Source organism: Janthinobacterium sp. BCJ23, assembly GCF_059617945.1.
Genome location: NZ_JCAQAW010000003.1, coordinates 64,904 through 88,784, shown reverse-complemented (window position 1 = coordinate 88,784; position 23,881 = coordinate 64,904). Strand labels below are relative to the sequence as shown.

18 protein-coding genes are annotated in these 23,881 nt (G+C 55.7%); 17 read left to right on the top strand and 1 reads right to left on the bottom strand.

What is annotated here, in order from left to right; translation table 11 throughout:
• Window positions 1-34: 34 nt before the first annotated feature.
• The 17 genes from AC54AG_RS11985 (at window position 35) to AC54AG_RS11905 (ending at window position 22,668) form a co-directional block, all read left to right on the top strand.
• Window positions 35-1,630: a hypothetical protein gene (locus AC54AG_RS11985; RefSeq protein WP_331777394.1), complete on the top strand. Its 1,596-nt coding sequence runs from the start codon at window positions 35-37 to the stop codon at window positions 1,628-1,630.
• The gene (locus tag AC54AG_RS11980; RefSeq protein ID WP_496630444.1) at window positions 1,627-2,895 is read left to right on the top strand and encodes a lipopolysaccharide biosynthesis protein; all 1,269 of its coding nucleotides are present in this window, start codon (window positions 1,627-1,629) and stop codon (window positions 2,893-2,895) included. Before AC54AG_RS11985 ends, AC54AG_RS11980 begins: the two co-directional genes overlap by 4 nt.
• Window positions 2,892-3,638, top strand: coding sequence for a glycosyltransferase family 32 protein (locus AC54AG_RS11975; RefSeq protein ID WP_072454473.1), 747 nt, complete (start codon window positions 2,892-2,894; stop codon window positions 3,636-3,638). The genes AC54AG_RS11980 and AC54AG_RS11975 overlap by 4 nt, the downstream gene beginning before the upstream one ends.
• A 41-nt stretch (window positions 3,639-3,679) precedes the next feature.
• Window positions 3,680-4,873: an acyltransferase family protein gene (locus AC54AG_RS11970; protein WP_072454474.1), complete on the top strand. Its 1,194-nt coding sequence runs from the start codon at window positions 3,680-3,682 to the stop codon at window positions 4,871-4,873.
• 202 nt (window positions 4,874-5,075) lie between these two features.
• Entirely contained in the window at window positions 5,076-6,218 is a 1,143-nt protein-coding gene (locus tag AC54AG_RS11965) for an acyltransferase family protein (RefSeq protein ID WP_081368173.1), read from the top strand.
• A 412-nt stretch (window positions 6,219-6,630) separates the two neighbouring features.
• Window positions 6,631-8,889, top strand: a complete 2,259-nt coding sequence (locus AC54AG_RS11960) for a DUF4962 domain-containing protein (RefSeq protein ID WP_072454476.1) — start codon at window positions 6,631-6,633, stop codon at window positions 8,887-8,889.
• Between the two features lie 266 nt (window positions 8,890-9,155).
• Window positions 9,156-10,379 (top strand): glycosyltransferase, encoded by a 1,224-nt coding sequence (locus AC54AG_RS11955; protein WP_496630443.1) that lies wholly within the window; start codon window positions 9,156-9,158, stop codon window positions 10,377-10,379.
• A gap of 85 nt (window positions 10,380-10,464) precedes the next feature.
• The gene (locus tag AC54AG_RS11950) at window positions 10,465-11,454 is read left to right on the top strand and encodes a glycosyltransferase family protein (protein ID WP_139143422.1); all 990 of its coding nucleotides are present in this window, start codon (window positions 10,465-10,467) and stop codon (window positions 11,452-11,454) included.
• Between the two features lie 52 nt (window positions 11,455-11,506).
• Window positions 11,507-12,850, top strand: coding sequence for a phenylacetate--CoA ligase family protein (locus AC54AG_RS11945; protein ID WP_490493583.1), 1,344 nt, complete (start codon window positions 11,507-11,509; stop codon window positions 12,848-12,850).
• A 44-nt stretch (window positions 12,851-12,894) separates the two neighbouring features.
• The gene (locus AC54AG_RS11940; protein ID WP_034751652.1) at window positions 12,895-13,965 is read left to right on the top strand and encodes a glycosyltransferase family 4 protein; all 1,071 of its coding nucleotides are present in this window, start codon (window positions 12,895-12,897) and stop codon (window positions 13,963-13,965) included.
• A complete protein-coding gene (locus AC54AG_RS11935; RefSeq protein WP_496630441.1) occupies window positions 13,962-15,971 on the top strand; it encodes a heparinase II/III family protein in 2,010 nt (669 codons plus the stop codon). Before AC54AG_RS11940 ends, AC54AG_RS11935 begins: the two co-directional genes overlap by 4 nt.
• A gap of 11 nt (window positions 15,972-15,982) precedes the next feature.
• Window positions 15,983-17,293, top strand: coding sequence for a nucleotide sugar dehydrogenase (locus tag AC54AG_RS11930; RefSeq protein WP_070303892.1), 1,311 nt, complete (start codon window positions 15,983-15,985; stop codon window positions 17,291-17,293).
• Window positions 17,274-18,536, top strand: coding sequence for a glycosyltransferase family 4 protein (locus AC54AG_RS11925; RefSeq protein ID WP_070303891.1), 1,263 nt, complete (start codon window positions 17,274-17,276; stop codon window positions 18,534-18,536). Before AC54AG_RS11930 ends, AC54AG_RS11925 begins: the two co-directional genes overlap by 20 nt.
• Before the next feature lie 112 nt (window positions 18,537-18,648).
• Window positions 18,649-20,103 (top strand): mannose-1-phosphate guanylyltransferase/mannose-6-phosphate isomerase, encoded by a 1,455-nt coding sequence (locus AC54AG_RS11920; protein WP_070303889.1) that lies wholly within the window; start codon window positions 18,649-18,651, stop codon window positions 20,101-20,103.
• Between the two features lie 180 nt (window positions 20,104-20,283).
• On the top strand, window positions 20,284-20,841 hold the full coding sequence (locus AC54AG_RS11915) for an FxDxF family PEP-CTERM protein (protein WP_496630440.1): 558 nt from the start codon (window positions 20,284-20,286) through the stop codon (window positions 20,839-20,841).
• 87 nt (window positions 20,842-20,928) lie between these two features.
• Window positions 20,929-21,507, top strand: a complete 579-nt coding sequence (locus AC54AG_RS11910; RefSeq protein ID WP_034751637.1) for an FxDxF family PEP-CTERM protein — start codon at window positions 20,929-20,931, stop codon at window positions 21,505-21,507.
• 132 nt (window positions 21,508-21,639) lie between these two features.
• Window positions 21,640-22,668, top strand: a complete 1,029-nt coding sequence (locus tag AC54AG_RS11905; protein ID WP_425324031.1) for a TIGR03790 family protein — start codon at window positions 21,640-21,642, stop codon at window positions 22,666-22,668.
• Window positions 22,669-22,727: 59 nt separating this feature from the next.
• Here the strand turns inward: AC54AG_RS11905 and AC54AG_RS11900 are convergent, their stop codons facing one another.
• Window positions 22,728-23,450, bottom strand: coding sequence for a PEP-CTERM sorting domain-containing protein (locus AC54AG_RS11900; RefSeq protein WP_070303884.1), 723 nt, complete (start codon window positions 23,448-23,450; stop codon window positions 22,728-22,730).
• Window positions 23,451-23,881: the final 431 nt, after the last annotated feature.

Here is a 23,881-nt window from a genome sequence, read left to right as displayed (position 1 = left end):
TGAGTCCAGCGTACGCGCTGTGTATGGAACACATATGAGTTTTTCTATCCATAAACTGGGGTTGAGGACAGGTAATGCGCGGAATGCGCAGTCCCAGCGTCGCAAGGCCAGGCAGGGCATGCCTGTCTTTACTGCTGTCCTGTTGGCCCTGGCTGGATTAGCGACGGCGCTTTTGCTTGGAATGGTCATCGCCCTGGGAGCGATTCAGCTAACTATCATGTTGGCTGGCTTGCTAATCTTTATACCGATCCTGCTGTTTGTCGATACTAAAAAACTATTGCCGCTATTGTTTATAGTTGTGTTCTTTGTCTCTGGCACGGCACAATATTTTTTCAATCTGCGTCTGGCGACCTGGATGGCCAGTGGCTTGGCTGCGCTCTTCTTCGCCCGGACGATTCTGGAAAAAACACTGGCCAATCATTTGGTCAAGGATCAGTTCGGTGACAGTTTTTCCGGCGCCACGCGTATTGTTGCTGCAGCCTGGATTTATCTGGCGTTCTATGCGTTTAGTATTTTTATGGGCCATGCGTCCACCGTTCAGTTAATTTCCGTCCTACGCTTCTGTTTGCCCATGTTTGGCGTTCTTTTTGCCATGTACTGGTTTCAATGGTCTGATCGGCGTTTGCTTGTACTGTGGGGAGCGATCGTGGTGATTGCGGTGGCACAGTTGCCATTGGCTCTGTACCAGCATTTTTTTAATATAGCGTCCATGGGCTGGGATAGCGTAGTGGGTTCTTTCGGTGGCAACATGAGCCCAGTACTGGTGCTGTTTACAGTTGTGGCGATGCTCTACGTGCTAGCGCGGTGGGTACAAGGCATCACTCCGGTTTCGCATGTGGTTGGCATGTTCATCATTGGCCTGGCTATTATTCTGCTGGGCGAAGTGAAGGCGGTCTTTATTTGGTTGCCCCTTGGCGTGTTCTGGGTGGTGCGGCGTAAGGTTTTGAAAAATATCCTGGTTTTCGTTATGTTCGTGGCGTTGATGTGCAGTATTAGCTCTGGCATCTTCATGGCTTATCACGCCTTGTACTGGGGGAGCCATACGAAAACCGACACCATGGAAGAAAAGGTCAACAGTGTCGGTGGCTATGTGGTGGATCCCAATGGCATCAATTATGTTACAGGGGAAATTAGTCGCGGCGCGTCGTTGGCGCTGTGGTATCAGGATCCGGTTCCGACTATCCAGGAACGCTTGATTGGTTATGGCCCCAGCGCAAGTTCAACGAGTCAGAACGTTGGGCGTGGCTATGTCGCGGCACGTTATCGTAATTTGCAAATTGGCGCAACTGGACTGGCGAGCTTGCTTTGGGATGTGGGCATACTGGGAACTTTGGTTTATCTTTCCATTTTCATATTGGGGATACGGCAAGGCGCACGGTATGTGGCGCACAGCCAAGCCGGTCCCGAGCGCCTGGCGATGGCTGATGCCAGTACTGTGACCCTGATATTGCTTGTCAGTACGCTGATCTACAATCGGACCATGATTGATGAACCCTCCATACAGTTGCTGTGCTATTTTTCGCTAGGCTGTATCGTTCAATTTTCTCGGTATGGCAAGCCTGCAGCTGATTCGGCGAAGCTGCCTCCCCAGCGCACCCCGGGCCACACCCCGCATGGCGTTCTGGCATGACTGTATCGAGCAAGGTATTTAATAACCTGGTCAAAAATAGCTCCATGATGTTCTTGCTGAATGTAGCTGGAGCCGGAGTGAGCGTTATTACCATTCCTGTCATGCTTGCCATTGTGGGCGTGGAGTCATATGGTCATTTGGTACTTGTGCAATCGATCGCTCTGGCGGTATTTACCGTCTGCGGATTTCAGTACTGGCAAGGCATGCTGGTAGCCATGCCGGGGCATAAAATTGATGCCGCCATCTTGCGTGTTGCCGTTGTAAGAAGCCTACGCTATGAAATGCTCGCGATGGCTGCTGTAATACTGGTGGTGGCGGGGCTGACTCTGTTTTCCTTGCCCCAATTGAAAGAGTTTTCCACTGTAAATTTATTGTTACTATCCCTGGCTGCGGTTTTTCCCGTCATTGGTACCCATACCGCATACTTCCGGTTGGTCAATCAATACAAGGTGTTGATGTATGCGGGTTTCCTGGCCAATTTACTCAAGCTACTTGTATTGGTCGTAGTGTCCCGGTATCAGCCCACGCTGTCGAGTATGGTGCTGGCCTATACACTGCCGGAGGTCATTCGGTGTGTGGTGTTGTTTGTGCTGATTTTTCGCAATCGTAGCGGCATTGACGGTGCCTTGCCCTGCACTGATTTGCGCCCGGCACGCCTGATCGAGGCGGGGAAATGGGGTACCTTGCAGGCGATCTGTGATTTACCTGTGGCGCAACTCGACCGTATCATCATTGGATTGACACTGCCGGGTTACAACCTGGGCGTTTTCAGTATCTTGAAGCGTATCTATTCGCTGGTCAATATGGCCACGGCGCCATTTTATTCGACATCGATTCCCGAGTTTGCTGCCTGTGCCAATGCAGGCGATCTGAAGGGGGCGTTCGAATTGTGGATCAAGACGATGAAGATGCTGTTTGTGGTAACTGCTTCTGCTGGTGCCATCTGTTATTTGAGTAAATTTATCTGGATGCCATTGGTCTTTCCTGTACTGCAAGATTATGTGCTGGAGTTCGCAGTGGTTCTCTTGACGGCTGTGATGGCTGGCACTTTCGTGACAACGCATTCGTTTTACTGGGCGTTGGGAAAGCTGCGCCAATCGACGATTATCTCAGTAGGCACAAATCTTCTGTATTTGTTGGAGTTGTCAATATTGACGATGTATTTTGGCCTGTTTGGTGCGGTACTTTCCTTTCTGATTCACGTCACATTCGTCGCTGCAATCAAAATTATCTTGCTACGAAAAATTGCTCTGAGAAATCAATGATTCCTAAAGTTATACATTACTGTTGGTTTGGCCGTGGTGAGATGAGTGTACTGCACCGTCGCTGTGTTGAGTCATGGAAAAAATATTGTCCAGAATATGAGTTGAAATTATGGAATGAGGACAATGCCAATATCGACAATGATTATTGTCGAGAGGCCATCATTCAAAAAAAATGGGCTTTCGTTGCCGATTGGGTACGTTTTGACGTATTGTCCAAATATGGTGGTATCTACCTCGATACGGATCTGGAGTTGATTACTTCACTCGATCTTGTGCTGAACTTGCATGGATGCCTGATGGCCCGCGAAACCTGCAAGGACGTGGGGGCGGGTTATGGTACCGGGTTTCTCGCATGCGAAGCCGGCAATCCTGTGATGATGACTGCCCGTGAACTGATTTTGGGTGAATTGATAAAACAGCGGCTCTTTGCCACATCACCGGTGGTGCTGAAAAAAGCGGTGGAGCTTGATCTCGGCGGGAATAGCACGCAATTGGATCCAGTTACTTTTTATCCGTTTAATCCATATGATCGCAGTAATTCGCAGAACGCCATGCAGTTGATGTACAGCGATATTACCGCTCAGACTATTGGCATCCATCACTATGGTTTGAAAGCATCATGGGTGGACAGCCGCGTTAAACGGCTGATCTTCAAGATAGTCAAACGCATGGCGCTGCAGCGTCGTTGGGATATTTCCTTTAAGCCATTTGACCACGTAAACAGTATTACTCATACAGCTTAACGACACTAGGCCATATTTCTATATTTGTTCTGAAAGTAATAATGGACGTTGTAAGTTTTTTGCCTGCCGTGGCGAGTCTGCTGCTGGCATTATTTTGTTGTGCTCTCATTGTTAAAAAATGGGGGGCACCACCACTTGCCGGACGCTATGGAGCGATCGACGGCTTGCGTGGTTACCTGGCATTTTTTGTCTTCCTGCACCATGCTTGCATATGGTACTTTTATGTGCGCTACGGTGCATGGAACGTACCGCCATCACCGCTCTATACAAATTTTGGACATGCCAGCGTTGCCATGTTTTTCATGATTACTGGTTTCTTGTTTTATGCAAAACTACTCGCTGCACGTGGTCGGGGAGTAGACTGGGGGAAACTGTATATTTCCCGGATTTTGCGCCTGACACCGCTGTATCTGTTTGCCATGGTGCTCTTGTTTATAACGGTCGCTTGTCTTTCTGGTTTTCGCATGCAGGAAACATTGCCCACGTTATTGAAGCATGCCGCACAATGGTTGATGTTTACCGCGCTGGAGGCGCCAGACCTGAACGGTATTAAAAATACCACTCATATTATGGCCGGCGTCACATGGTCGCTGCCATACGAATGGCTGTTTTATCTTCTGTTACCATTATTGGCCTTACCCCTGCGCATCATGCCGCCGTGGCCGTATTTGCTAGCAAGTATCTTGGTATTTTTGACTGTGCTGGCAGCTGCGATAATAAGGCAGGCCCCTGTACATCACTTTTTGGCATTCTTGGCGGGAATGATTGCTGCCGTGTTAGTTCTTTTACCTACCTTTTGCCGATTTTGTGCAAGCCGGCTTGCAAGCATTCTCACCGTTGTATGTATCGGAACCGCTTGCCTGGCCTTTGCTTCCGCGCATGAAATTGGATCATTATTGCTTCTATCCATCGCCTTTGCCATGATTGCGGGCGGGACCAGCATATTTGGCACGCTGCATACTGCCGTATCACGCACTTTCGGTGAATTCGCATATAGCATTTACTTGCTGCATGGTTTGTTGCTGTTTGTGACGTTTCATTTTGTAATCGGTCGCGAATATGCCATGACATTTTCTCCCTTGTTGCATTGGTCGGTCATCTTGTTGTTGACTCCGTTACTGATATGTATTTGCTTCATGACATTTAAACTCATCGAGCAGCCGGGTATGCGACACGTCAATGCAGTAGCAGCATATTTTCGCCGGGTATCCCGTCATGCCAAATCAAGTGTCTGAGGCGCTTACCGCAAAAGTACGGCCGACGCCCGCTACCAATTGAATCGCGTTTGACCCGTCTTGGACATAGCAGTTGGCCGATAGTGGGTGGCGTGCCGCCCTGATGGCCAACGTATCGTTGCCGATGTCCCTGCTTGCAAGGCTCCGAATGCCTGCAGCTTGAGAGGCGAATTTTTTTAACCTTCGTTAGTCGAGCTAGTCTATGCAGAGAATCCCTTCGAATACGTCAATTTGGCTCAACGTAATGCGTGCGTTGGCTGCCCAAGCTGTTGTTATCGGGCATGCCAATTACCTCTTCTTTGACCATGCGGAAGGCACAGGTGGTGCGCTTGCATGGCTGGTGGGCCTGTGCAGTTCCGGAGCCCACAAAGCGGTCATCATGTTTTTTGTCATGAGTGGTTTCCTGATTGGCGGGCCAGTCATCGAGGCAATGCGATCACAACGCTTCGATTCGTTCAAGTATTTCATCGATAGATTGACCCGATTGTGGATAGTGATCCTTCCCGCCTTATTAATGACAGCCTTGCTCGATGGACTGGCCTTCAGCTACGGTGGAGGAGAAGCTTTGCTGGCCAGCCGCACTCCATTTTTTCCTGAGTGGTGGAGCAGCTTGGAACCGGATTCTATCAAGACATTTGTACTAAATGCATTCTTCATGCAAATGATTATCGGTTTTCAGTATGGGACGAATCTTTCGCTATGGAGTATTTCCAATGAATTCTGGTATTACCTCTTATTGCCGGCGGTCTTCGGTATATTTGTTTTCAAGAGAAATATAAAAGTTTTATGCGTGCTTTTGACTCTTTTTATCGGTTTTCTTTTTATTTATTCGGCAAAACCAAATGATGAGGGGAGGCCGTTGACCTATTTTATGATGTTTGTAATTTGGATGATGGGGGCGGCTGCTTATTGTTTTTACGAAAATATACGGCGGCGTTACCTCGCGGCTTTTTTTCTTGTTGTCGCATTTTTTATGTTTATTGTTTTTAAACGTATTTACCCAGACGCCCTTGGTTATGATTTCGCGCTTGGTTTTTTTACGGTTTTCCTTGTTATGATATCAAAGGATATTCCTGCAAATTATCTGAAAAGAATATCCGATTTTTTTTCCGGCTACAGCTTTTCTTTGTATGCACTACACCTGCCATTGACTTTTTGCCTCATGAGTTTCGATCCTCAGCTGGCGTTGCCACAGCCTATTCGCTACGATACGGTGCTGCGTTTCACGCTGTATCTGTTAGCCATTAATGGTGCATCGATTCTCCTATGGGCCCTAACCGAGCGGCACACGGCTGCGGTGAGACGGTTTGTGTTTGCAAAACTGATAACCCCGCGCGTTGCCTAAGATTGGATATGTGCTCTTTTCATATTTTATGCTCTCAGAGTATGTGGTTAGTCGCTGTGGAATATGTGGTGAAATATGTAAACATTTTCATTAAGTTATCATTTTCCATTCGCCGCATTTAATTTATCTTGAAATATTTCATCAGAAATAAAATTTTCTTATAATGTTTTGTTTGTTGCAATTGTTGTGCTGAAGTTTTTTATTTTATCCCTTGTTATGACTATTGTTGGCTTCGGACAACGCCATAATCTTATATCCGGTGTATAGTTGGGCGATTAAGAAGCAGGTGAAATAGCGCTTAGATGCCAATGCATGAAGATTATGCGGTTTGTATTTTATGCGGCAGCCTGACAGGCCCGATGCGGCGATATCGCTTCCTGTAGCATCCGATTGTTTTTTGTAGGAGCCAATAATGGTTAATCATAAGTTATTTTTTTCGGTTGGCCTTGGGCTGGCGCTGAGTGTGATGGCTGGATCCAGCCAGGCTGATTGGGCCGAGTCGAAAGAGGTGTTCATTGTCCGGCCTGCGCCTGTCGATCGGCAGATACAGGCGCAAAACCCGCCTGCGTTTGCGTGGGCACAATATCCGGGTACAACTGCGCCCCCGTCCTATGTTGTTGAAGTTCAAAAGAGTGGTGTCGTGTTTGCCACTTACACGACCAAGCGTACCTTTTACCTGCCGACGACGGCATTTGGTGCCGGCCAGTACAGCTGGCGCGTGCGTCCCAGTACCAATACCGATTGGTCGACGCCACGCACCTTTTCGATTGATAGCACTTCACAAACGTTCGAAGTACCTGACAACGAGTTAATCAGGAGCAAAGTGCTGGCGCATCCTCGCCCTCGCCAGCAGCGCGCAGATTTCCTGCCGTTGAGTGCATGGACGCCGGCCATGCGCACAGCGCGCGGGGCTGCCCTGACTCGGCTTACGGCACAGGTCAACAGTCTCATGCCGGGTGGCACCCGTGCGCTGGCCGCGCCATCGGATTCACTTTGGCCAGTGACGACAAGCACGCCATCCGCGGCGCGCACGGCGTATGTCACTCAGGTTTCTCAAGCCATAGGTAGCGCAACCAACCAAATGTTGGGTGCGGCACTGTTGTATCAACTGACAGGTGAAAACAAGTATCTGCAGGAAGCACTGACACGTGGTGATCAGTTGGCAGTACTTGATCCTGCGGGCATGACCAGTTATGTCAATCATGATATGGCGACACGCAGCATCATGTTGACATTGGCTAAGTCCGCGGACTTGCTATCGGTCGAGCTGAACAAGGATCCGCAGCGTAAAGCACTCTGGATGGCGGCCATTACTGCGCGGGTCACTCCCATGTATGCTGATCTGATCAAAAATAATTACAGATTAGATCAAACCCCCTTCGATGCTCATGGCGTGATAGCGCTCGGCTATCTGGCAGTGATTTCCACGCTCACGATGGGTGATATCCCTGCTGCAACTACCTGGTTTGATTTCTCTTTCCGTTCCTATGTCAACGCGGTGTATGCCTGGAGTGGTCCCGAGGGCGGCTATGCCAATGGTACCTCCTACGCAATGTTTAATACTGAGTATGCCCTGCAGTTATGGCAGCCGATGGCTGAAGCGACTGGAGTGAATATTTTCACCAAGCCGTGGAGTAATGGTTTTGCGCGTTATCTGATGCATTTCCTGCCGCCAGGTGCGCCAGGACAGGTATTTGGCGATCAGCATGAGGGTGATATCTATAATTTTGTATTGAAGGGTTTTGCATCGCGCTTCAAGACACCTCAGGCTGCCTGGTATGTCAAGAATATCGTTGGCGAAGAGGCCGATCTGACTTTGTTTCAGGCGCCTTATCCTCTGCCTGTTGAAACAGTGACTGAGGCGCCTGTGCCGCCACCCAATGCTGCCCTGTATCCAACTATCGGTTGGGTAGCCATGCATAGTAATCTGGCGGACCGTGCTCGTACGTCCGTGTACTTCAAATCCAGTCCCTATGGTTCCTATAATCATGGCCATGGCGATCAGAACTCGCTGGTGATCGATAGTGGCGGGCGCCGTCTGCTGATTGAGTCCGGATATGAGGACTTTTATTATTCGCCGCTGGTCATGTCTTGGTATCGCCAGACCAAATCGCATAATGCCATTACGTTCAATAATGGCGTAGGCCAGCTAATCAACGATAACGTTAATAACCTGAGCCGAAATGGCAAGATCACGGCATTTTCGACGACCCCGACGTTGGATTATGCAGCCGGTGATGCGACACCAGCTTATGGTGGAGCGTTGACTTCGGCGGTGCGCAAGGTATGGTATTTGCGTGGACAAGACGCGGTGGTGGTGGTGGACAAGCTATCCGCGCCAACAGCGTTGTCCTTCGAATGGAATCTGCATGCGGGCGGACCGATCGCCAAGGAGAGTGCAACCGCCGTGAAGATTACCAAAGTTGATCGTACCCTGTGCATTACTTCATTGGGCGGCGAGGCCAATAGCTACCAGCCACGCTCGGGGCCACCGCCAGCCCCAGGTAAAATCGAAGATCATGGTGCCTTTGTGAAAACGGGTGTTGCGCAGACTGGCGAATTCATTGTTTTGCTCGATGTCGGCTGCAAGCGTCCGAAGACTACTTTAACCACCACGGCCACTGGCAAGCAGTTGGTGGTTGGAGGACAGACGATCATGATTACGAACTAAGAAGTCCCGGTTATAGGCCAAAGATCCTTTATTCGTTGTAAAAAAACCTGCTGCGGCAGGTTTTTTTTTATGTGCGAATGAGGAATGGTAATGCAAGCGAAAGTGGGGAAGAGGCGAGATTTTTTTGTCAATGAAACTAACTTTTTTGTTAATTATTTACCTTGGCGCGGGTATGATATGCCTGTTCTTTGAGATCGATGGCCGCGTAGCTGCCATCGATCTTTCTTCAGCGTCTTTCATTGACGGGCTTATATGGGATGTTTGCCTTGAAATCACACAAAGTATTTCGATTATTGCAACTTGTACCTGAACCCTTGCCAACCTTCCGTGTCGATGTGGCCACCCTTTTCGGTAAATACCTGCCGCTTCATGGCGTGATATGTGACATTGTTGGGCGGGCTGGCAAGGGGGAGCTGGTGGAAGGTGCTTATATGACACAGGTGCGCCCCGCCGAATATTCCGGTCGCTTGCGCCGGGAGTGGGCATTTTTCAAGCTGTGCCTCGGCCGTGTATTGGCGACCAGTAAAAAGCAGTGTGACTTGATCCAGGTGCGAGATATGGTCTCCATCGGTCTGCTGACGATGCTTATGGCCCGTTGCAAGGGTATCCGGTTTGCATATTGGGTATCATTTCTGATGAGTGAAGGACGCATCGCGCGTGCCCGATCCTCAATTGCCGCTGGCAGGGGCAAGCGCTACTACATCGTGTTGCTGAAGGGGCTGGTTGAACGCTTTCTGCTGTACAAATTTGTGCTGAAATGGGCAGACCATGTTTTTGTGCAAAGTGAAGCGATGAAGCAATTGATGGTGGAACGAGGTATTGCTATAGATAAGATCACGGCCGTACCGATGGGTGTCGACATGGAAATGCTGCATGCGGATGCATTGGCGCCACGCCGCCTGGTCGGCTGGGAAGACGTCCCCGTGCTTGCTTATCTCGGCACGCTGGATAGTTCGCGCGAGCTGACTGTGCTGCTCGATGCGCTGCTGCTTCTGCGCCGCCGCCAGCCATCGGCACGCTTGCTATTCATCGGCGATTCGCCGACGGCATCCGATGTGCCCGCCTTGATGGCTTACGCGGCGCGCCTTGGTATTGCCGATGCCATTCATGTGACGGGCTGGCTGCCGTCGCTGCAGGCGCTGGCCCTGCTGCGTGGCGCCGACGTGGCACTTTCCTATGTGCCGCGCGGCGCGCTGTTCGATTACAGTTCGCCAACCAAGCTGCTCGAGTACCTTGCGCTGGGCATGCCTTGCGTGGGCAATGACAGTCCGGATCAGGAAAATGTGTTGCGCGCCAGCGGTGCCGGCTACCTGGCGGCCAGCACCGCCGAGGCGATGGCGGAGCAGATCGGCGTCATTTTTGCCGACCTGCCTGCCGCCCGTCTGCTTGCGGCCGCTGGCCCGGCCTTTATTGACGAACAGCGCAGCTACCGGGTTCTGGCCAGCCGCCTCGCCGCCGTGTACAAAGAAGGCGTTGCTCAAAAGCCATAATATTGTAACAATTCTGTGCACTGCAGCAAAATGCTAGGCGATGTCGCTATGCTATGTGATAATGTTTTTTTGAAAATGTTTTCTGATGATTCAAATAATCCTTTCTCAAGCTGGCGGCTACCAGGACGTTGTCGCCTATCTGCAGCAGCAGGGGGCCCACGTCAGTAACATGGGGCCGGAACGTGGCCGTGGCTCGTCGTTTCGCGGAAAACTGTCGATCCTGGCAGCCATGGTGTCGCCCAAGCTGTGGGGCGTGCGCAAGCTGTGGGGCAGCGATGATATCGTGCTGCTGATCGGTTGGCAGGCGCTCCCCATCCTGGCGATGATACGCTGCGGCCTGGTGAAGCGCCCGCGCAAACTGCTGGTAATGGCGTGTTTCGTCCATTCGGTGCGGGCGCGCCGTGGTCTCAACCTGCTCTGGCGCGCACTGCGCTTCCCCGGAATGGGCTTTATCGCCTTCTCGAAAGGGGAGGGAGATAATTTGATCCAGGCCGTCGGCATGGCGCCGCAAGACGTGTATTTTCACCTGTGGCGGCAGGAACTCTATGGTTTTGGCGGCGCCGCGGCAGCGGTCGAGGGCGACTATGTGTTCGCCGGCGGTTATTCCAACCGCGACTATGACTTGCTGTTGCAGGCCATGGCGGGCGTCAGCGCCCCGCTGGTGGTGGTGGCTGCGGAACGCAATCATGTCGCCGTGCCGGCGCAGTCGCGCATGACCCTGCACCTCGATTTGCCGGAGGCGCAGTTCGAGAGCCTGCTTGCCGCCAGCCGCGTGGTTGCCATGCCCTTGAAAAGCCAGGGCGAGGCCTGCGGGCAAAGCGTGCTGTTGCGGGTGTTACGCAACCGCAAACCGCTGGTGGCGACGCGCCATGAGGCGATCGAGGCCTATCTGGGCAGCGATTATCCGGGCTTCGTCCCGCATGACGATGTCGAGGCCATGCGCGCGACCCTCGAGCGTGCCGTCGAGGACGCCACATTCCGGAAAGCATTGAGCGATGCGATCATGCAAGCCGAATCCCGCCTGGCCAAGGTCGGCAGTCCAGGTGAAGAAATACATCGTTTCCTGCTGAGCTGATGCCTTCCATTCCACTCCTATCGGATACCCCGTTGCGGGAGCCATTGTGACTATGTCTTCAATCAAGAACGAACTGCGCTTCGGCATGCGAGCCATGTTGCGCGATAATTTTTTGTTGCGGCGTGCCATGGACCGCCTCGCTGTACATGAGCGCATGAGCGTCGACGAGCTGTCGCACTATTCCCAGCTGCGCCTGCATGCGAGCATGCGGCACGCCATACGAACGCTGCCGCATTACGCGGCCATGCCGACCGGTTTTACGCCAGCCCAGGCGGCACAGGTATTGCGCGAGCATTTTCCCGTGATCGAGAAGGCGACGCTGCTGGCGCACCGCGCCGCGCTGTACCCGCATCTGGGCCGCAAACGGCCGTGGCAGGCGGCTGGCCAGACCAGTGGCACGACCGGCACGCCGCTGACGATTTTTCGCAGCATGCAGTCGGTGCTGATGGAAAACGCCTTCATCCAGCGCCACTGGAGCTGGTCCGGCTACACGCCCCAGGTGACGCGCGCCACCCTGCGTGGCGACATGGTGGCCGGCATCAACCAGACCAGTCCGCCATTCTGGTTCTGGAACCGCTATAACCGCCAGTTGTTGCTGTCGTCGCGGCACCTGACCGAGGCGCATGCCGATGCGATCATCGATCGCCTGGAACAGGCGGCGCCTGCCATGTTGCAAGCCTATCCATCGACTGCCTACACGCTGGCCGGCTTCTTGCAGCGGCGAGGACGCCGGCTATCCATTCCGTATGTCTTTACGGCATCGGAACCGCTGTATCCGCATCAGCGTGCATTGATCGTCGAGCGCCTGGGCGCCACCATCATGGATATGTATGGCATGGCGGAGCGCGTGGCGTTCGCTACCGAATGCGAACATGGAAACATGCATTTGAACAGTGATTATTCGCATGTTGAAATCCTGGACGAGCATGGCGAGGCAACGGACGGAGAAGGCTTCGTGGTGGGAACGACTTATCATAATCTGGCCATGCCGCTGCTGCGTTACCGGCTCAGCGACCGGACCCGCTGGAAGCCCGGCCGCTGCGATTGCGGCAGGCCCTTTCCCATGATCGAGCCCGTTACCGGCAAATTTGAGGACAGCATCACCGGCAGCGGCGGTGCGGTGATCAGCCCATCGGTCCTGACGTTTGCCTTCAAGGGCGTCGACAACATCCTCAAGTCGCAAGTGGCGCAAGTGGGTGCTGCGCGCTGGGAAGTACGCCTGCTGCCCGGCCCCGCCTTTTCCGACAGCGACAAGCGCAAGCTGCTCGACAATATCCATACCATGGTCGATTCCGGCGTCAGCGTGGATGTGGTACTGAAGGTGGACTTGCCCAATACGGCGGCGGGGAAATTCCGTTGGGTGGTCAATGAGACGAGTGCCCGGGCAAATGGCTAGCGCCCCGCCGGCTGGCGGAAAATGACAAAATTACCGGATTCGACATGAAAAAAATTCTGATGGTCGGCACCAGCCTGAGCACCATGGGCGGCATTGCCGCCGTGGCGCGCGTGTACGAGGGCGCCGGCCTGTTCGAGCGCTATCGTGTGCATTACCTGGCTACGCATTGCGATGGCGGACCCATGGCCAAACTGCGCATCATGCTCTGGGCCTATGCGCGCTTCCTGGGTATGCTGCTGAGCGGACAGGTAGGCCTGATCCACGTGCATGTCGCCTCGCACGCGAGCTTCTGGCGCAAGTCGGGATTTTTCCTGCTGGCCTTCCTGTGCCGCGTGCCCAGCATCCTGCACTTGCATGGCGGCGGCTTTGCCGCTTTTTACGAGCGGCAGTGCGGTCCCTTGCGGCGCGCCTATATCCGCTACATTTTCAATCATGCGTCGCGCGTGCTGGTATTGTCGAGCGGCTGGCAGGCCTGGGTGCGCGGCATGAGCCGCAATCCGCATGTCGAGATCATGTTCAATCCCGTGTCGCTGCCGCCCATTGCCGCGCCATGGTCTGCGCGGCAAGCGGGAAGCGTGTTGTTCCTGGGTAAACTAGGCCAGGCCAAGGGGGTAGATGACCTGCTGCAGGCATGCGCCGAATTGACGCAGCGTTGTCCATCGCTGCACCTGGCCTTAGGCGGCGATGGCGATCGTAGTGCCGTGCAGCAACAGGCCGATGCGCTGGGAGTGGCGCAGCACGTCGACTTGCTGGGCTGGGTACAGGGCGAGCAAAAGACGCGCCTGCTCAATAGTTGCCGCATCTACGTCTTGCCTTCGTATTTTGAAGGCTTGCCGATGAGCATTTTGGAGGCGATGGCCTGCGGCGTGCCCGTGATTGCCACGGCGATCGGCGGCATTCCCGAGGCAATACAAGATGGGGTGGAGGGATACCTGCTCGCGCCCGGCGACGTCAAGGGACTTGCCGAGCGGATCGCACGCTTGCTGGAAGACGATGCGCTGGCGCAAAGAATGGGCGCTGCGGGGCGCAGCAAGGTGGAACGTCAGTTTTCCACGGCGGCGGTCTTGCCGCGCCTGGAACAAATGTATACCGACTTGGGGTTGAATGCCGTATGACATCGTTAGCATGGAAAATCAACCGTTTGAAATTGATGGGCGCCCCCGAAATTGCCTGGCGCGTGCAGCAATTGCTGCAAAAGAAGGCCAGCAAGTTTGGCATCGGCTTGCTGCGCAGCGTGCCGGCGCCGCAATTGAAGCGCATGGGCTTGCCATTCCTGGCCGGCGATGGCCGCGATACCGATAGCGCCGCCTTGCGCGCCGCGGCCGATGCCGTGCTGGCGGGCCGCTGGAATGTGTTTGCCCTGCGTGGTGCGGAATTGGGTTTCCCGCCGCAATGGAACCGCGACCCGAAAACGGGTACGGTGGCACCGCTGACCCTGGGCAAGCAGATCGATTACCGTAGTGAAAAAGTGGTCGGGGATATCAAATACCTGTGGGAACCGAACCGGCACCTGGAACTGGTGGCGCTGGCGCAGGCATGGAAAGTGACGGGCGAGAAGCGCTACGCCGATGGCGCGCGTACCTTGCTGCAATCGTGGTTCGAGCAATGCCCGTATCCCATGGGCGTGCACTGGACCAGTTCGCTCGAGCTGGCGCTGCGCCTGTTGAACTGGGCTTGCGCCTGGGAATTGCTGGGCGGCTTGGCGTCGCCGCTGTTCCAGGGCGAGGCGGGGCAGCGCTTCCAGGGCCAGTGGCTAGCCGCCATCTACCAGCATGCGCATTTTATTTCCGGTTATTTTTCGCGGCACTCGTCGGCGAACAACCATCTGTTCGGCGAATACATGGGCTTGTTTGTGGCCAGTAGCGTGTGGCCTTGCTGGCCGGAAAGTACAAAATGGCAGGCGCTGGCGCGCAAGGGGCTGGAAGAGGAAGCGCTCAAGCAAAATACGCCCGATGGCGTGAACCGCGAGCAAGCCGTCTATTATCAGCACGAAGTGATGGACATGATGCTGCTGTGCCAGAGGATCGGGCAGGCCAACGGCGCGGGCTTTTCCGCAGTGTACTTGCAGCGTCTGGAGCGCCTGGCCGATTTCATCGCCGCGTTGATGGACGTGGACGGCAACGTGCCGATGACGGGCGATGCCGACGATGCGCAGATGGTGCGCCTGGCGCACGACGATGGCTGGCATCGCTACCGTTCGCTGCTGGCCAGCTGTGCCGTGTTGTTTGGCCGCGCCGACTTCAAGCGCAAGGCCGGCCATTTTGACGACAAGAACCGCTGGCTGTTCGGTGTGGCAGGTTTGCGACAGTGGCAGGCGCTCGACGCCAGCGGGGCCGAAGCGCCCGTCATGGCGTTTCCCGACGGCGGCTATTTCCTGCTTGGCAGCGGCTTCGGCACGCCCGATGAGGTGCGCCTGGTGGCCGATTGCGCACCGCTTGGCTATCTGTCCATTGCCGCGCATGGGCATGCCGATGCGCTGGCATTTACCCTCTCCGTGAGCGGGGAAGAGTTGCTCACCGATCCAGGCACCTACGCCTATCACACGCAAAAAAAATGGCGCGACTACTTCCGCAGCACGCCCGCGCATAACACGGTAGCCGTCGACGGCCTGGACCAGTCTGAAATCGGCGGCAATTTCATGTGGCTGAAAAAAGCCAATGCGCGCATGATTGCCCATGAAACGGATTCCGAAGTGCAAGTTTTCGAGGGCGAGCACGATGGCTACGGCCGCCTGGCCGATCCCGTGCTGCACCGGCGTCGTATCGAGTTCAACTTTAATAATAAATGCATTGTTGTAAAAGACATATTACAATGTACAAATGTACATGATATTTCCGTGCATTGGCAGTTCGGCGACCACTGCGTGGTGACCGTTGACGAGGGGCAATTGCGGGCACAGGGATTGCGGTCCGGATTGCACATGCGCTGTTCGCATGGAACGCTGGACGTATTGCGCGGTAGCGATACACCGCCTGGCGGGTGGATATCGCGCCGCTTCGACGAGAAATCACCGATTGCCAGTGCCGCCTGGCGCATGAGGGTGCAGGGAACAACTGAAATCGTGACGCACATCGAGCTGATGCCGCAGGCGTCGCCGGCTGATTCGCCGGCTAATTATTAAGGGAGCATATTTTGAAAATCAGTATTTTTGGCCTCGGCTACGTGGGTGCGGTCTCTGCCGGTTGCCTGGCAACGGATGGGCATGAAGTGATCGGCGTCGATCCGAACAGGACCAAGGTGGAGCTGATCAACCAGGGCACCACGCCCATCATCGAAAAAGACATCGGCGAGATGATCGCCGCCACTGTGAAAAGCGGCCACTTGCGCGCCACGTTCGACGTGCGCGACGCCGTCTTCAGCTCGGACATGTCGCTCATCTGCGTGGGTACGCCTTCGCAGCTCAATGGCAACCTGGACCTCAGCCACGTGCGCAAGGTGTGCCAGGAGATCGGCGCCGCCATCCGCGAAAAAGACAGTTTCCACGTCGTCGTGGCGCGCTCGACCATGCTGCCAGGCTCCATGCGTTCGCTCGTCATTCCTACCCTGGAAGCGGCCTCGGGCAAGGTGGCCGGCGTCGATTTCGGCGTGTGCAACAACCCGGAATTCCTGCGCGAAGGCACGGCCGTCTACGATTACTACAATCCGCCGAAGACGGTGATTGGCGAGTCCGATGAAAAGGCTGGCGCGCTGTTGGTGCAGCTGTATGAAAAGATGGATGCGCCGCTGGTGCGCACGGACGTGGAAACGGCCGAGATGGTCAAGTACACGGACAACACCTGGCACGCCGTCAAGGTGGCGTTCGCCAATGAAATCGGCAACATCTGCAAGGCGGTCGGCATCGATGGCCACAAGGTGATGGAAATCTTCTGCCAGGACACCAAGCTGAACCTGTCGCCGTACTACATGAAGCCGGGCTTCGCCTTCGGCGGCTCCTGCCTGCCGAAAGACGTGCGCGCGCTGACCTACAAGGCGCGCAGCCTGGACCTCGATTTGCCTCTGCTCAATTCCATCTTGCCGTCGAACCAGCGGCAAGTGGAAAAAGGCATCAAGATGATTGTCGACAAGGGCGCGCGCAAGGTGGGCATCCTGGGCTTCTCGTTCAAGGCCGGCACGGACGACTTGCGCGAGTCGCCGCTGGTCGACGTCATCGAGTACCTGCTGGGCAAGGGCTACGAGCTGAAGCTGTACGACAAGAACGTCAACCTGGCCGCCCTGACTGGCGCCAACCAGGATTACATCCTCAACCACATCCCGCACATTTCCAAGCTGATGGTGACGAACATGCAGGACGTGCTCGATTTTGCCGACACCATCGTCATCGGCAATGGCGCGGCCGAATTCAAGACCGTGCCTGGCAGCCTGCAGCCGCACCAGCACATCGTCGACCTGGTGCGCATCAGCAAGGATCAAAGTGGAGAACAATATGACGGCATCTGCTGGTAATCAATTGGCAGGGCAGCCGCGCCGTGTGCTGATCCTGGTGGAAAACCTGCCGTCGCCGTTCGACCGGCGCGTGTGGCAGGAAGCGACCACCCTGCATGCGAACGGCTATGAAGTGTCGATCATCTGCCCGACGGGCAAGGGCTACGAGTCGCGCTACGAAGCCATCGACGGCATCCATATCTACCGCTACAACCTGCCGCTGGAAGCGGAAGGGGCGAAGGGGTACCTGGTCGAATATTCGCTGGCGCTGTTCCACACTTTCCGCCTGGCGTGGAAAGTGCACTTCGCGCGCGGCTTCGACGTCATCCACGCCTGCAATCCGCCCGACCTGCTGTTCCTCATCGGCGGCTTCTTCAAGTTGACGATGGGCAAGCGTTTCCTGTTCGACCACCACGACATCAATCCGGAGCTGTACGAAGCCAAGTTCGGCCGGCGCGATTTCTTTTATAAACTGATGGTGCTGTTCGAGCGCTGGTCGTTCCAGAGCGCCGACGTGTCGATCGCCACTAACGAGTCGTACAAGAAGATCGCCATCGAGCGGGGCGGCATGAAGCCCGAGGATGTCTACGTGGTGCGCAGCGGACCCAAGCTGGACCGCTTGCGCGTGCTGCCGCCCGTGCCGGAACTCAAGAAGGGCCGCACTTACCTGGTCGGCTATGTGGGCGTGATGGGGGCGCAGGAAGGCATCGATCTGCTGCTGCAGGCGGCGCAATACATCGTGCAGACCTTGAAGCGCGAGGATGTGCACTTCGGCCTGGTGGGCGGCGGCACGTCGCTGGAACAGATGAAGCAGATGGCGCAGGACATGGGCATCGCCGACTATGTGACGTTCACGGGACGCGTGCCGGACCAGCAATTGCTGGAAATGCTCAACACGTCCGACGTATGCGTGAACCCGGACGTGGCCAACGACATGAACGACAAGTCGACCATGAACAAGATCATGGAATACATGGCATTGGGAAAACCGATCGTGCAATTCGACCTGGTCGAAGGCAAGGTGTCGGCGCAGCAGGCGTCGCTGTATGCCTTGAAGAACGACCCTATCGACATGGCACGCAAGATCGTCGAATTGCTCGACGACCCGGCCCGCCGCGAGCAGATGGGCGCGTTTGGCCGCCATCGCGTGATCAACGAACTGGAGTGGGAATATGAAGCGCCCAAGCTGCTGGCCGCGTATGCGCGCCTGTTTCCCGCCGCCGCGCCCCCCGTTCCCGTGACCTTGAGCAAGGATGGCGGCTGATGGCGCCGGACAAAAGCGCCGCGCGCGGCGTGCTGGGTGGCATGCTGATCGCCTGAACGATTATAGTGTCGAGCGTGCATGCTCCTCAATAAACTGCTTTTGAAATGAAACCATGAAAATTTACCCAGTCATCCTGTCCGGCGGTTCGGGCACCCGTTTGTGGCCGCTGTCGCGCGCCGTGTTGCCCAAGCAACTGTTGCCGCTGGTAACGGACAAGACCATGTTGCAGGAAACGGCGTTGCGCGTGAGCAGCCTGTCGAACCGCCGTGCCGGCGATAGTGCGCTGGCCGAGTTTGAAGTCATGCCGCCGCTGGTGGTGTGCGGCAATGAGCACCGCTTCATGGTGGCCGAGCAGCTGCGCGAGATCGGCTTGCCGCCGCTGGGTATCTTGCTCGAACCGGTAGGGCGCAACACGGCGCCTGCCGTGGCCGTGGCCGCGCAATACCTGCTGGCCATCGACCCGCATGCGCTGATGCTGGTCTTGCCGGCCGACCATGTCATCACCGACGTGGCCGCGTTTCACCAGTCCATCGCCGAGGCGGCGCTGCTGGCGGCCGACGGCGCGCTGGCCACCTTCGGCATCGTGCCGACGGCGCCGGAAACGGGCTATGGCTATATCCGCAGCGGCGCACCCGTGAGCCCTGGTGCCATCGGTTGCAAGGTCGAGCGTTTCGTGGAAAAGCCGGACCTGGCCACGGCGCAGTCGTTCCTGGCTGCCGGCAATTATTTCTGGAACAGCGGCATGTTCATGTTCCGCGCCGAACGTTATCTGGGAGAACTGGGGCAATTCCAGCCCGCCATGCTGGCCGCCTGCGAGGCGGCCGTGCGCGACGGCTACCGCGACCTCGATTTCTGCCGCCTGGAAGAGAAGGCCTTCGCCGCCTGTCCGTCCGATTCGATCGACTATGCCGTCATGGAGCATACGGCGCATGCGGTGGTGCTGCCGGCCGCCATCGGCTGGAGCGATGTCGGTTCCTGGTCAGCCCTGTGGGAAGTGCAGCACGGGGATGCCAACGGCAACGTGGTGCGCGGCGACGTGTATCTCGACGGCGTGAGCAATTGCCTGGTGCGCGCCGAGCGCCGCATGGTGGCCGTGCTGGGCGTGCAGGACTTGATCGTGGTGGAAACGGACGACGCCATCCTGGTCGCGCACAAGGACCAGGTGCAGCGCGTGAAACAGGTCGTCGATCACTTGAAACAGGCGGGGCGCAGCGAACACGTGCAGCACCGCAAGGTGTACCGCCCATGGGGCAGCTATGAAGGCATCGATATCGGCGAGCGCTTCCAGGTCAAGCGCATCACGGTCAATCCGGGCGGCAAGCTGTCCTTGCAGATGCACCATCACCGCGCCGAGCACTGGGTGGTCGTCAGCGGTACGGCCAGCGTCACCTGCGGCGAGAAGGTGACTTTGCTGACGGAAAACGAATCGACGTACATTCCCATCGGTATGACGCACCGGCTGGAAAACCCGGGTAAATTGCCGCTGCACCTGATCGAAGTGCAATCGGGCAGCTATCTGGGCGAAGACGACATCGTGCGGCTGGAGGATGTCTACCAGCGCGCCTGATGCGCGGTTTTTACGATATCTGCACTGTGAAACTATTGGCTTAAAGAATGATGCTATAAAGTAACTCATCATTAAACAATAGTTAACATAAAAAATTGCTTTATGCTATGATTCTGCCTGGTTTGATTAGATAAATACATGCGGGTGCAATGCTACCCGCAGTTACGTTGGTGGAATCGCATGAAGAAAAATATTTGCTCGGTGCTCGCAACGCTGGCGTTTGCCTGTTCAGCTGTATTCTCGCAGGCAGCTTTTGCCGCGCCGGTGGACATCAGTTCGCTGCCAGGTGCCATGAAGCTGTCCACGGGTGGTTCATTGACGTTCAGCGACAAGTTCAAGAATAATCAGAAAAACAATTTCTTCAATGATTTGTTTACGTTTGACGTGGCGCACGCCAGCGATCTGAGCCTGGTCTTGACGTCGCGCAGCAGCAGCGCCTTGAATGGCCTGAATCTGACGGGTTTTGGCTTGTACAGCAGCGTCAACAATGCGCAATTGCTGGGAGGCGATCAACTGCTGAGCGGCATAGACGACAAGTGGACCTTGTCGTACGCGAATCTGGCAGCCGGTTCCTACTACCTGAAAGTCAGCGGCAATGTCGTGTCGAACACGGGCGCCGCTTTCAGTGCCAACGGCAGCCTGGTGTCGGCCGTGCCTGAGCCTGGCACGTATGCCATGCTGCTCGCTGGCCTGGGTCTGCTGGGCTTCATGGCGCGCCGTCGCCAGAACGCCGGCTGAGCACGGCGAACGACGTCCGTTTGCCCCTCCATTCGCATTTTATCCCGCGGCCAGCCTGAGCTGGCCGCAGCACTCTTGGTGAAAAGTATGAAAAAATTTCTTCAGTCCCTGTTCGTGGCAGCGATGTTTGCCGGCAGCAGCCTGGCGGCCCACGCCGCTCCGGTCGATATCAGCCATGCACCGGTAGATTTGACGCAAGACTTGCTCGATTACTCGAGCGCTGAATTGCTGGGTTCTTTCTCGCTGGCGGCAGGCCAGTTGGCTGGCGCGCAAAATAACTTTTTCAGCGACAAATATACCTTTAGCGTAACGGGTTTCAATGACCTGAGCGCACTGGCGACCTCGCTCAAGCCCAGCGCCAATTCCGGCCTGACCTTGACCGGCTTCAGCCTGCGCAATGCCGGCGGCGTACTGTTTCAGGGTACGCTCGATCTGATCAACTATACGGCGCAAGACCAAGCCTGGAGCCTGGCATCGGGCGGTACGCCGCTGGCGACCGGCAATTACTTCCTGCAGATCGATGGCTATGTGGCTTCGTCCGCTGGTGGCAGCTATAGCGGCAACCTGGCGGTGACGCCGGTGCCGGAACCGGAAACCTACGGCATGCTGCTGGCCGGCCTGGGCCTGGTCGGCTTCGCGGCGCGCCGCCGCAAGCTGCAAGCCTGAGCGCGTCTGTTGCATTGATGAAATGGAGGCTGCGGCCTCCATTTTTTTCGCCTGTCGATTGCTGGGCGCTATAATCATCGGGCATAGCTGGCGGCCGCCACATGGCGGCTTCGATCTTCTTCAACGGCGATATTGACCTTGCATAAATCTCTCTTCCTTTCGCTGGCGCTGGCTGCCGGCATCGCCCATGCCGATGCACCATCCATGCCGCCAGGATTGAATGCGCTGCAATTGGCAGTCGTGATCAATGACGCCGAACCAAACAGTATCGTGGTGGGTGAATATTACCGCCAGGCGCATGGCATCCCGCCTGCGAACGTTGTGCACGTGAATATCCCGAATCGCCCGCGCAAGCTCAGCATGGATCAGTTCGCGCAGTTGAAGGAGCGCATTGACGCGCAATTGAAGCCCCATATCCAGGCCGTGCTGATGGTGTGGAGCGCGCCTTACGCGGTCGAATGCAATTCCATCACTTCCGCCTATACCCTGGGCTACGATGCGGGGCAATGCGCCAAGACGTGTGACGCCGGCAAGCCCAGCACGTATTTCAACAGCAATGTGCCGCAGCCATTTACGCAGATGGGCATGCGCCTGTCCATGTTGCTGCCCATCGATTTTGTGGAAGAGGCCAAGGCTGTGGTGGATCGCGGGACGGTCAGCGGTTTTTCCGTGCCCGCCGCCAGCGCGTATTATCTGACCACCAGCGAAAATGCGCGCAACAGTCGTGCCGCTTTTTTCCCGCCTGCCGGGATCGTTCGCCAGCGCAAGCTGACGGTCAAGAATCTGAAGGCTGATGTGCTCGACGGTGCACAGGACATCATGGTCTACCAGACCGGCATGGCCAAGGTCGCCAAGCTCGATACCTTGCGCTTTCTGCCAGGCGCCCTGGCGGATCACCTGACTTCGTTCGGTGGCGATCTGCAGGGGACGGCGCAAATGAGCAGCCAGCGCTGGCTGGAGGCGGGCGCGACGGCCAGCTACGGTACCGTCAGTGAACCGTGTAACTATTGGCAGAAATTCCCGAATTCGACAGTCTTGTTGCGGCGCTACCTGACGGGCATGACGGCGTTGGAAGCGTACTGGGGAAGTGTGGCGTGGCCGGCACAAGGATTGTTCATCGGCGATCCACTGGCGGCCCCCTACAGGGCATTCCGACGTTAACAGCGCTCGCTTGCGTTGCTGCCAGATAAATAAAAAAAGGCTCTTGCGAGCCTTTTTGATTAGGTTTTAGCCGTGCGTTTTCGGCGTCCCATGAAGGCCACCAGTCCCAGGCCGGCCAGCAGCATGGCATACGTTTCCGGTTCAGGAACGGCCAGTACCGGCGGCAATATGGTGTTGGGAGTAACACCGCGGCCTTCGATGCCGCCGCCAGCACCACCGGAGCCAACGCCACCGCCGCCGGCTGCCGCGGGAGTGGGCGTGTCGGAGGACGTCAGCAGAGACGCATACTGTTCCGGCATCGCCCGTCCCACACCACGGTAGCCTTCGCTGCCGCTAAACGGTTCCAGTCTTTCTTGCGCAACAAAATCGCGCGTACCCGAGCTATAGTCAAAACCATCTTGCTTGATGCCTCTTCCCAAGCCTTTGGTACGCGTACTTGCATCTGTATCGAACTGGCTCAGATCATGGCCGCGACTGTCGAAATGCGGCTTGCGCAATACTTGCGAAGATTCTTCGCCACCGAATTCGGGCGTGGATCCTTTGCCGTCGTTGGTGCGCCAACCCATGCCAATGGCACCATTTGCCAAACGGCACGCGCTATATGTGCTGTTCATGTCTGCCTCGCTGGCGTTGCCGTTGGTGCCGGCATTGTTTGCTTCGCAGCGTTTATTGTCCGCAGCGGCTGGTGCCGCTGTTTGCGCTGTCGCGTAACCTGCGCTCAATGCCAGGGTGGCGGCAATTGTCAGCAGGGATAGGTGGACGACGGGGGTGAATTTTTTCATGGTTTGATCTCGCTAGGGTTTTCATGCCGACAGGGCGCTGCGCGCTCCATGATCTCGACGCAATAAAATTAGCAGTACATTCAAATAGCGCATCGATTGTGCGTGGCGCAGGGCGTGGACTGGGCCCTTTGCATATCTATTTACTGGCGTGTTGCTACTGACTGGGCAAGCTTTATAAACTTGCAAGGAATAAAACTTATTTAATAGAAATATATCATATTTTTGAGCAATTTGCTGTGCTTGCTGAAGTCTGACGGTCAAATGTTGTTGCCTAGCTACTTGGATGAAGGATGGGCGGCTGGACTTTTACTCCATTCGGCTTAACCAAATGTCATCAAGTCGTCATCCCGGGCCTTTAATATGCAAATAACAAGTCTGAAATACTTTTGTTAATTGTGGCGCGCCGGCCGATCATGTGGGGCCGGCGTCAT

Bases quoted from the DNA above. Each gene is read 5' to 3' on its own strand.
- AC54AG_RS11980 (WP_496630444.1), top strand. From the start codon at position 1,627: ATGACTGTATCGAGCAAGGTATTTAATAACCTGGTCAAAAATAGCTCC.
- AC54AG_RS11925 (WP_070303891.1), top strand. From the start codon at position 17,274: ATGACGGCATCTGCTGGTAATCAATTGGCAGGGCAGCCGCGCCGTGTG.
- AC54AG_RS11960 (WP_072454476.1), top strand. From the start codon at position 6,631: ATGGTTAATCATAAGTTATTTTTTTCGGTTGGCCTTGGGCTGGCGCTG.
- AC54AG_RS11985 (WP_331777394.1), top strand. From the start codon at position 35: ATGAGTTTTTCTATCCATAAACTGGGGTTGAGGACAGGTAATGCGCGG.
- AC54AG_RS11975 (WP_072454473.1), top strand. From the start codon at position 2,892: ATGATTCCTAAAGTTATACATTACTGTTGGTTTGGCCGTGGTGAGATG.
- AC54AG_RS11950 (WP_139143422.1), top strand. From the start codon at position 10,465: ATGATTCAAATAATCCTTTCTCAAGCTGGCGGCTACCAGGACGTTGTC.
- AC54AG_RS11970 (WP_072454474.1), top strand. From the start codon at position 3,680: ATGGACGTTGTAAGTTTTTTGCCTGCCGTGGCGAGTCTGCTGCTGGCA.
- AC54AG_RS11900 (WP_070303884.1), bottom strand. From the start codon at position 23,450: ATGAAAAAATTCACCCCCGTCGTCCACCTATCCCTGCTGACAATTGCC.
- AC54AG_RS11935 (WP_496630441.1), top strand. From the start codon at position 13,962: ATGACATCGTTAGCATGGAAAATCAACCGTTTGAAATTGATGGGCGCC.
- AC54AG_RS11940 (WP_034751652.1), top strand. From the start codon at position 12,895: ATGAAAAAAATTCTGATGGTCGGCACCAGCCTGAGCACCATGGGCGGC.
- AC54AG_RS11915 (WP_496630440.1), top strand. From the start codon at position 20,284: ATGAAGAAAAATATTTGCTCGGTGCTCGCAACGCTGGCGTTTGCCTGT.
- AC54AG_RS11965 (WP_081368173.1), top strand. From the start codon at position 5,076: ATGCAGAGAATCCCTTCGAATACGTCAATTTGGCTCAACGTAATGCGT.
- AC54AG_RS11910 (WP_034751637.1), top strand. From the start codon at position 20,929: ATGAAAAAATTTCTTCAGTCCCTGTTCGTGGCAGCGATGTTTGCCGGC.
- AC54AG_RS11945 (WP_490493583.1), top strand. From the start codon at position 11,507: ATGTCTTCAATCAAGAACGAACTGCGCTTCGGCATGCGAGCCATGTTG.
- AC54AG_RS11920 (WP_070303889.1), top strand. From the start codon at position 18,649: ATGAAAATTTACCCAGTCATCCTGTCCGGCGGTTCGGGCACCCGTTTG.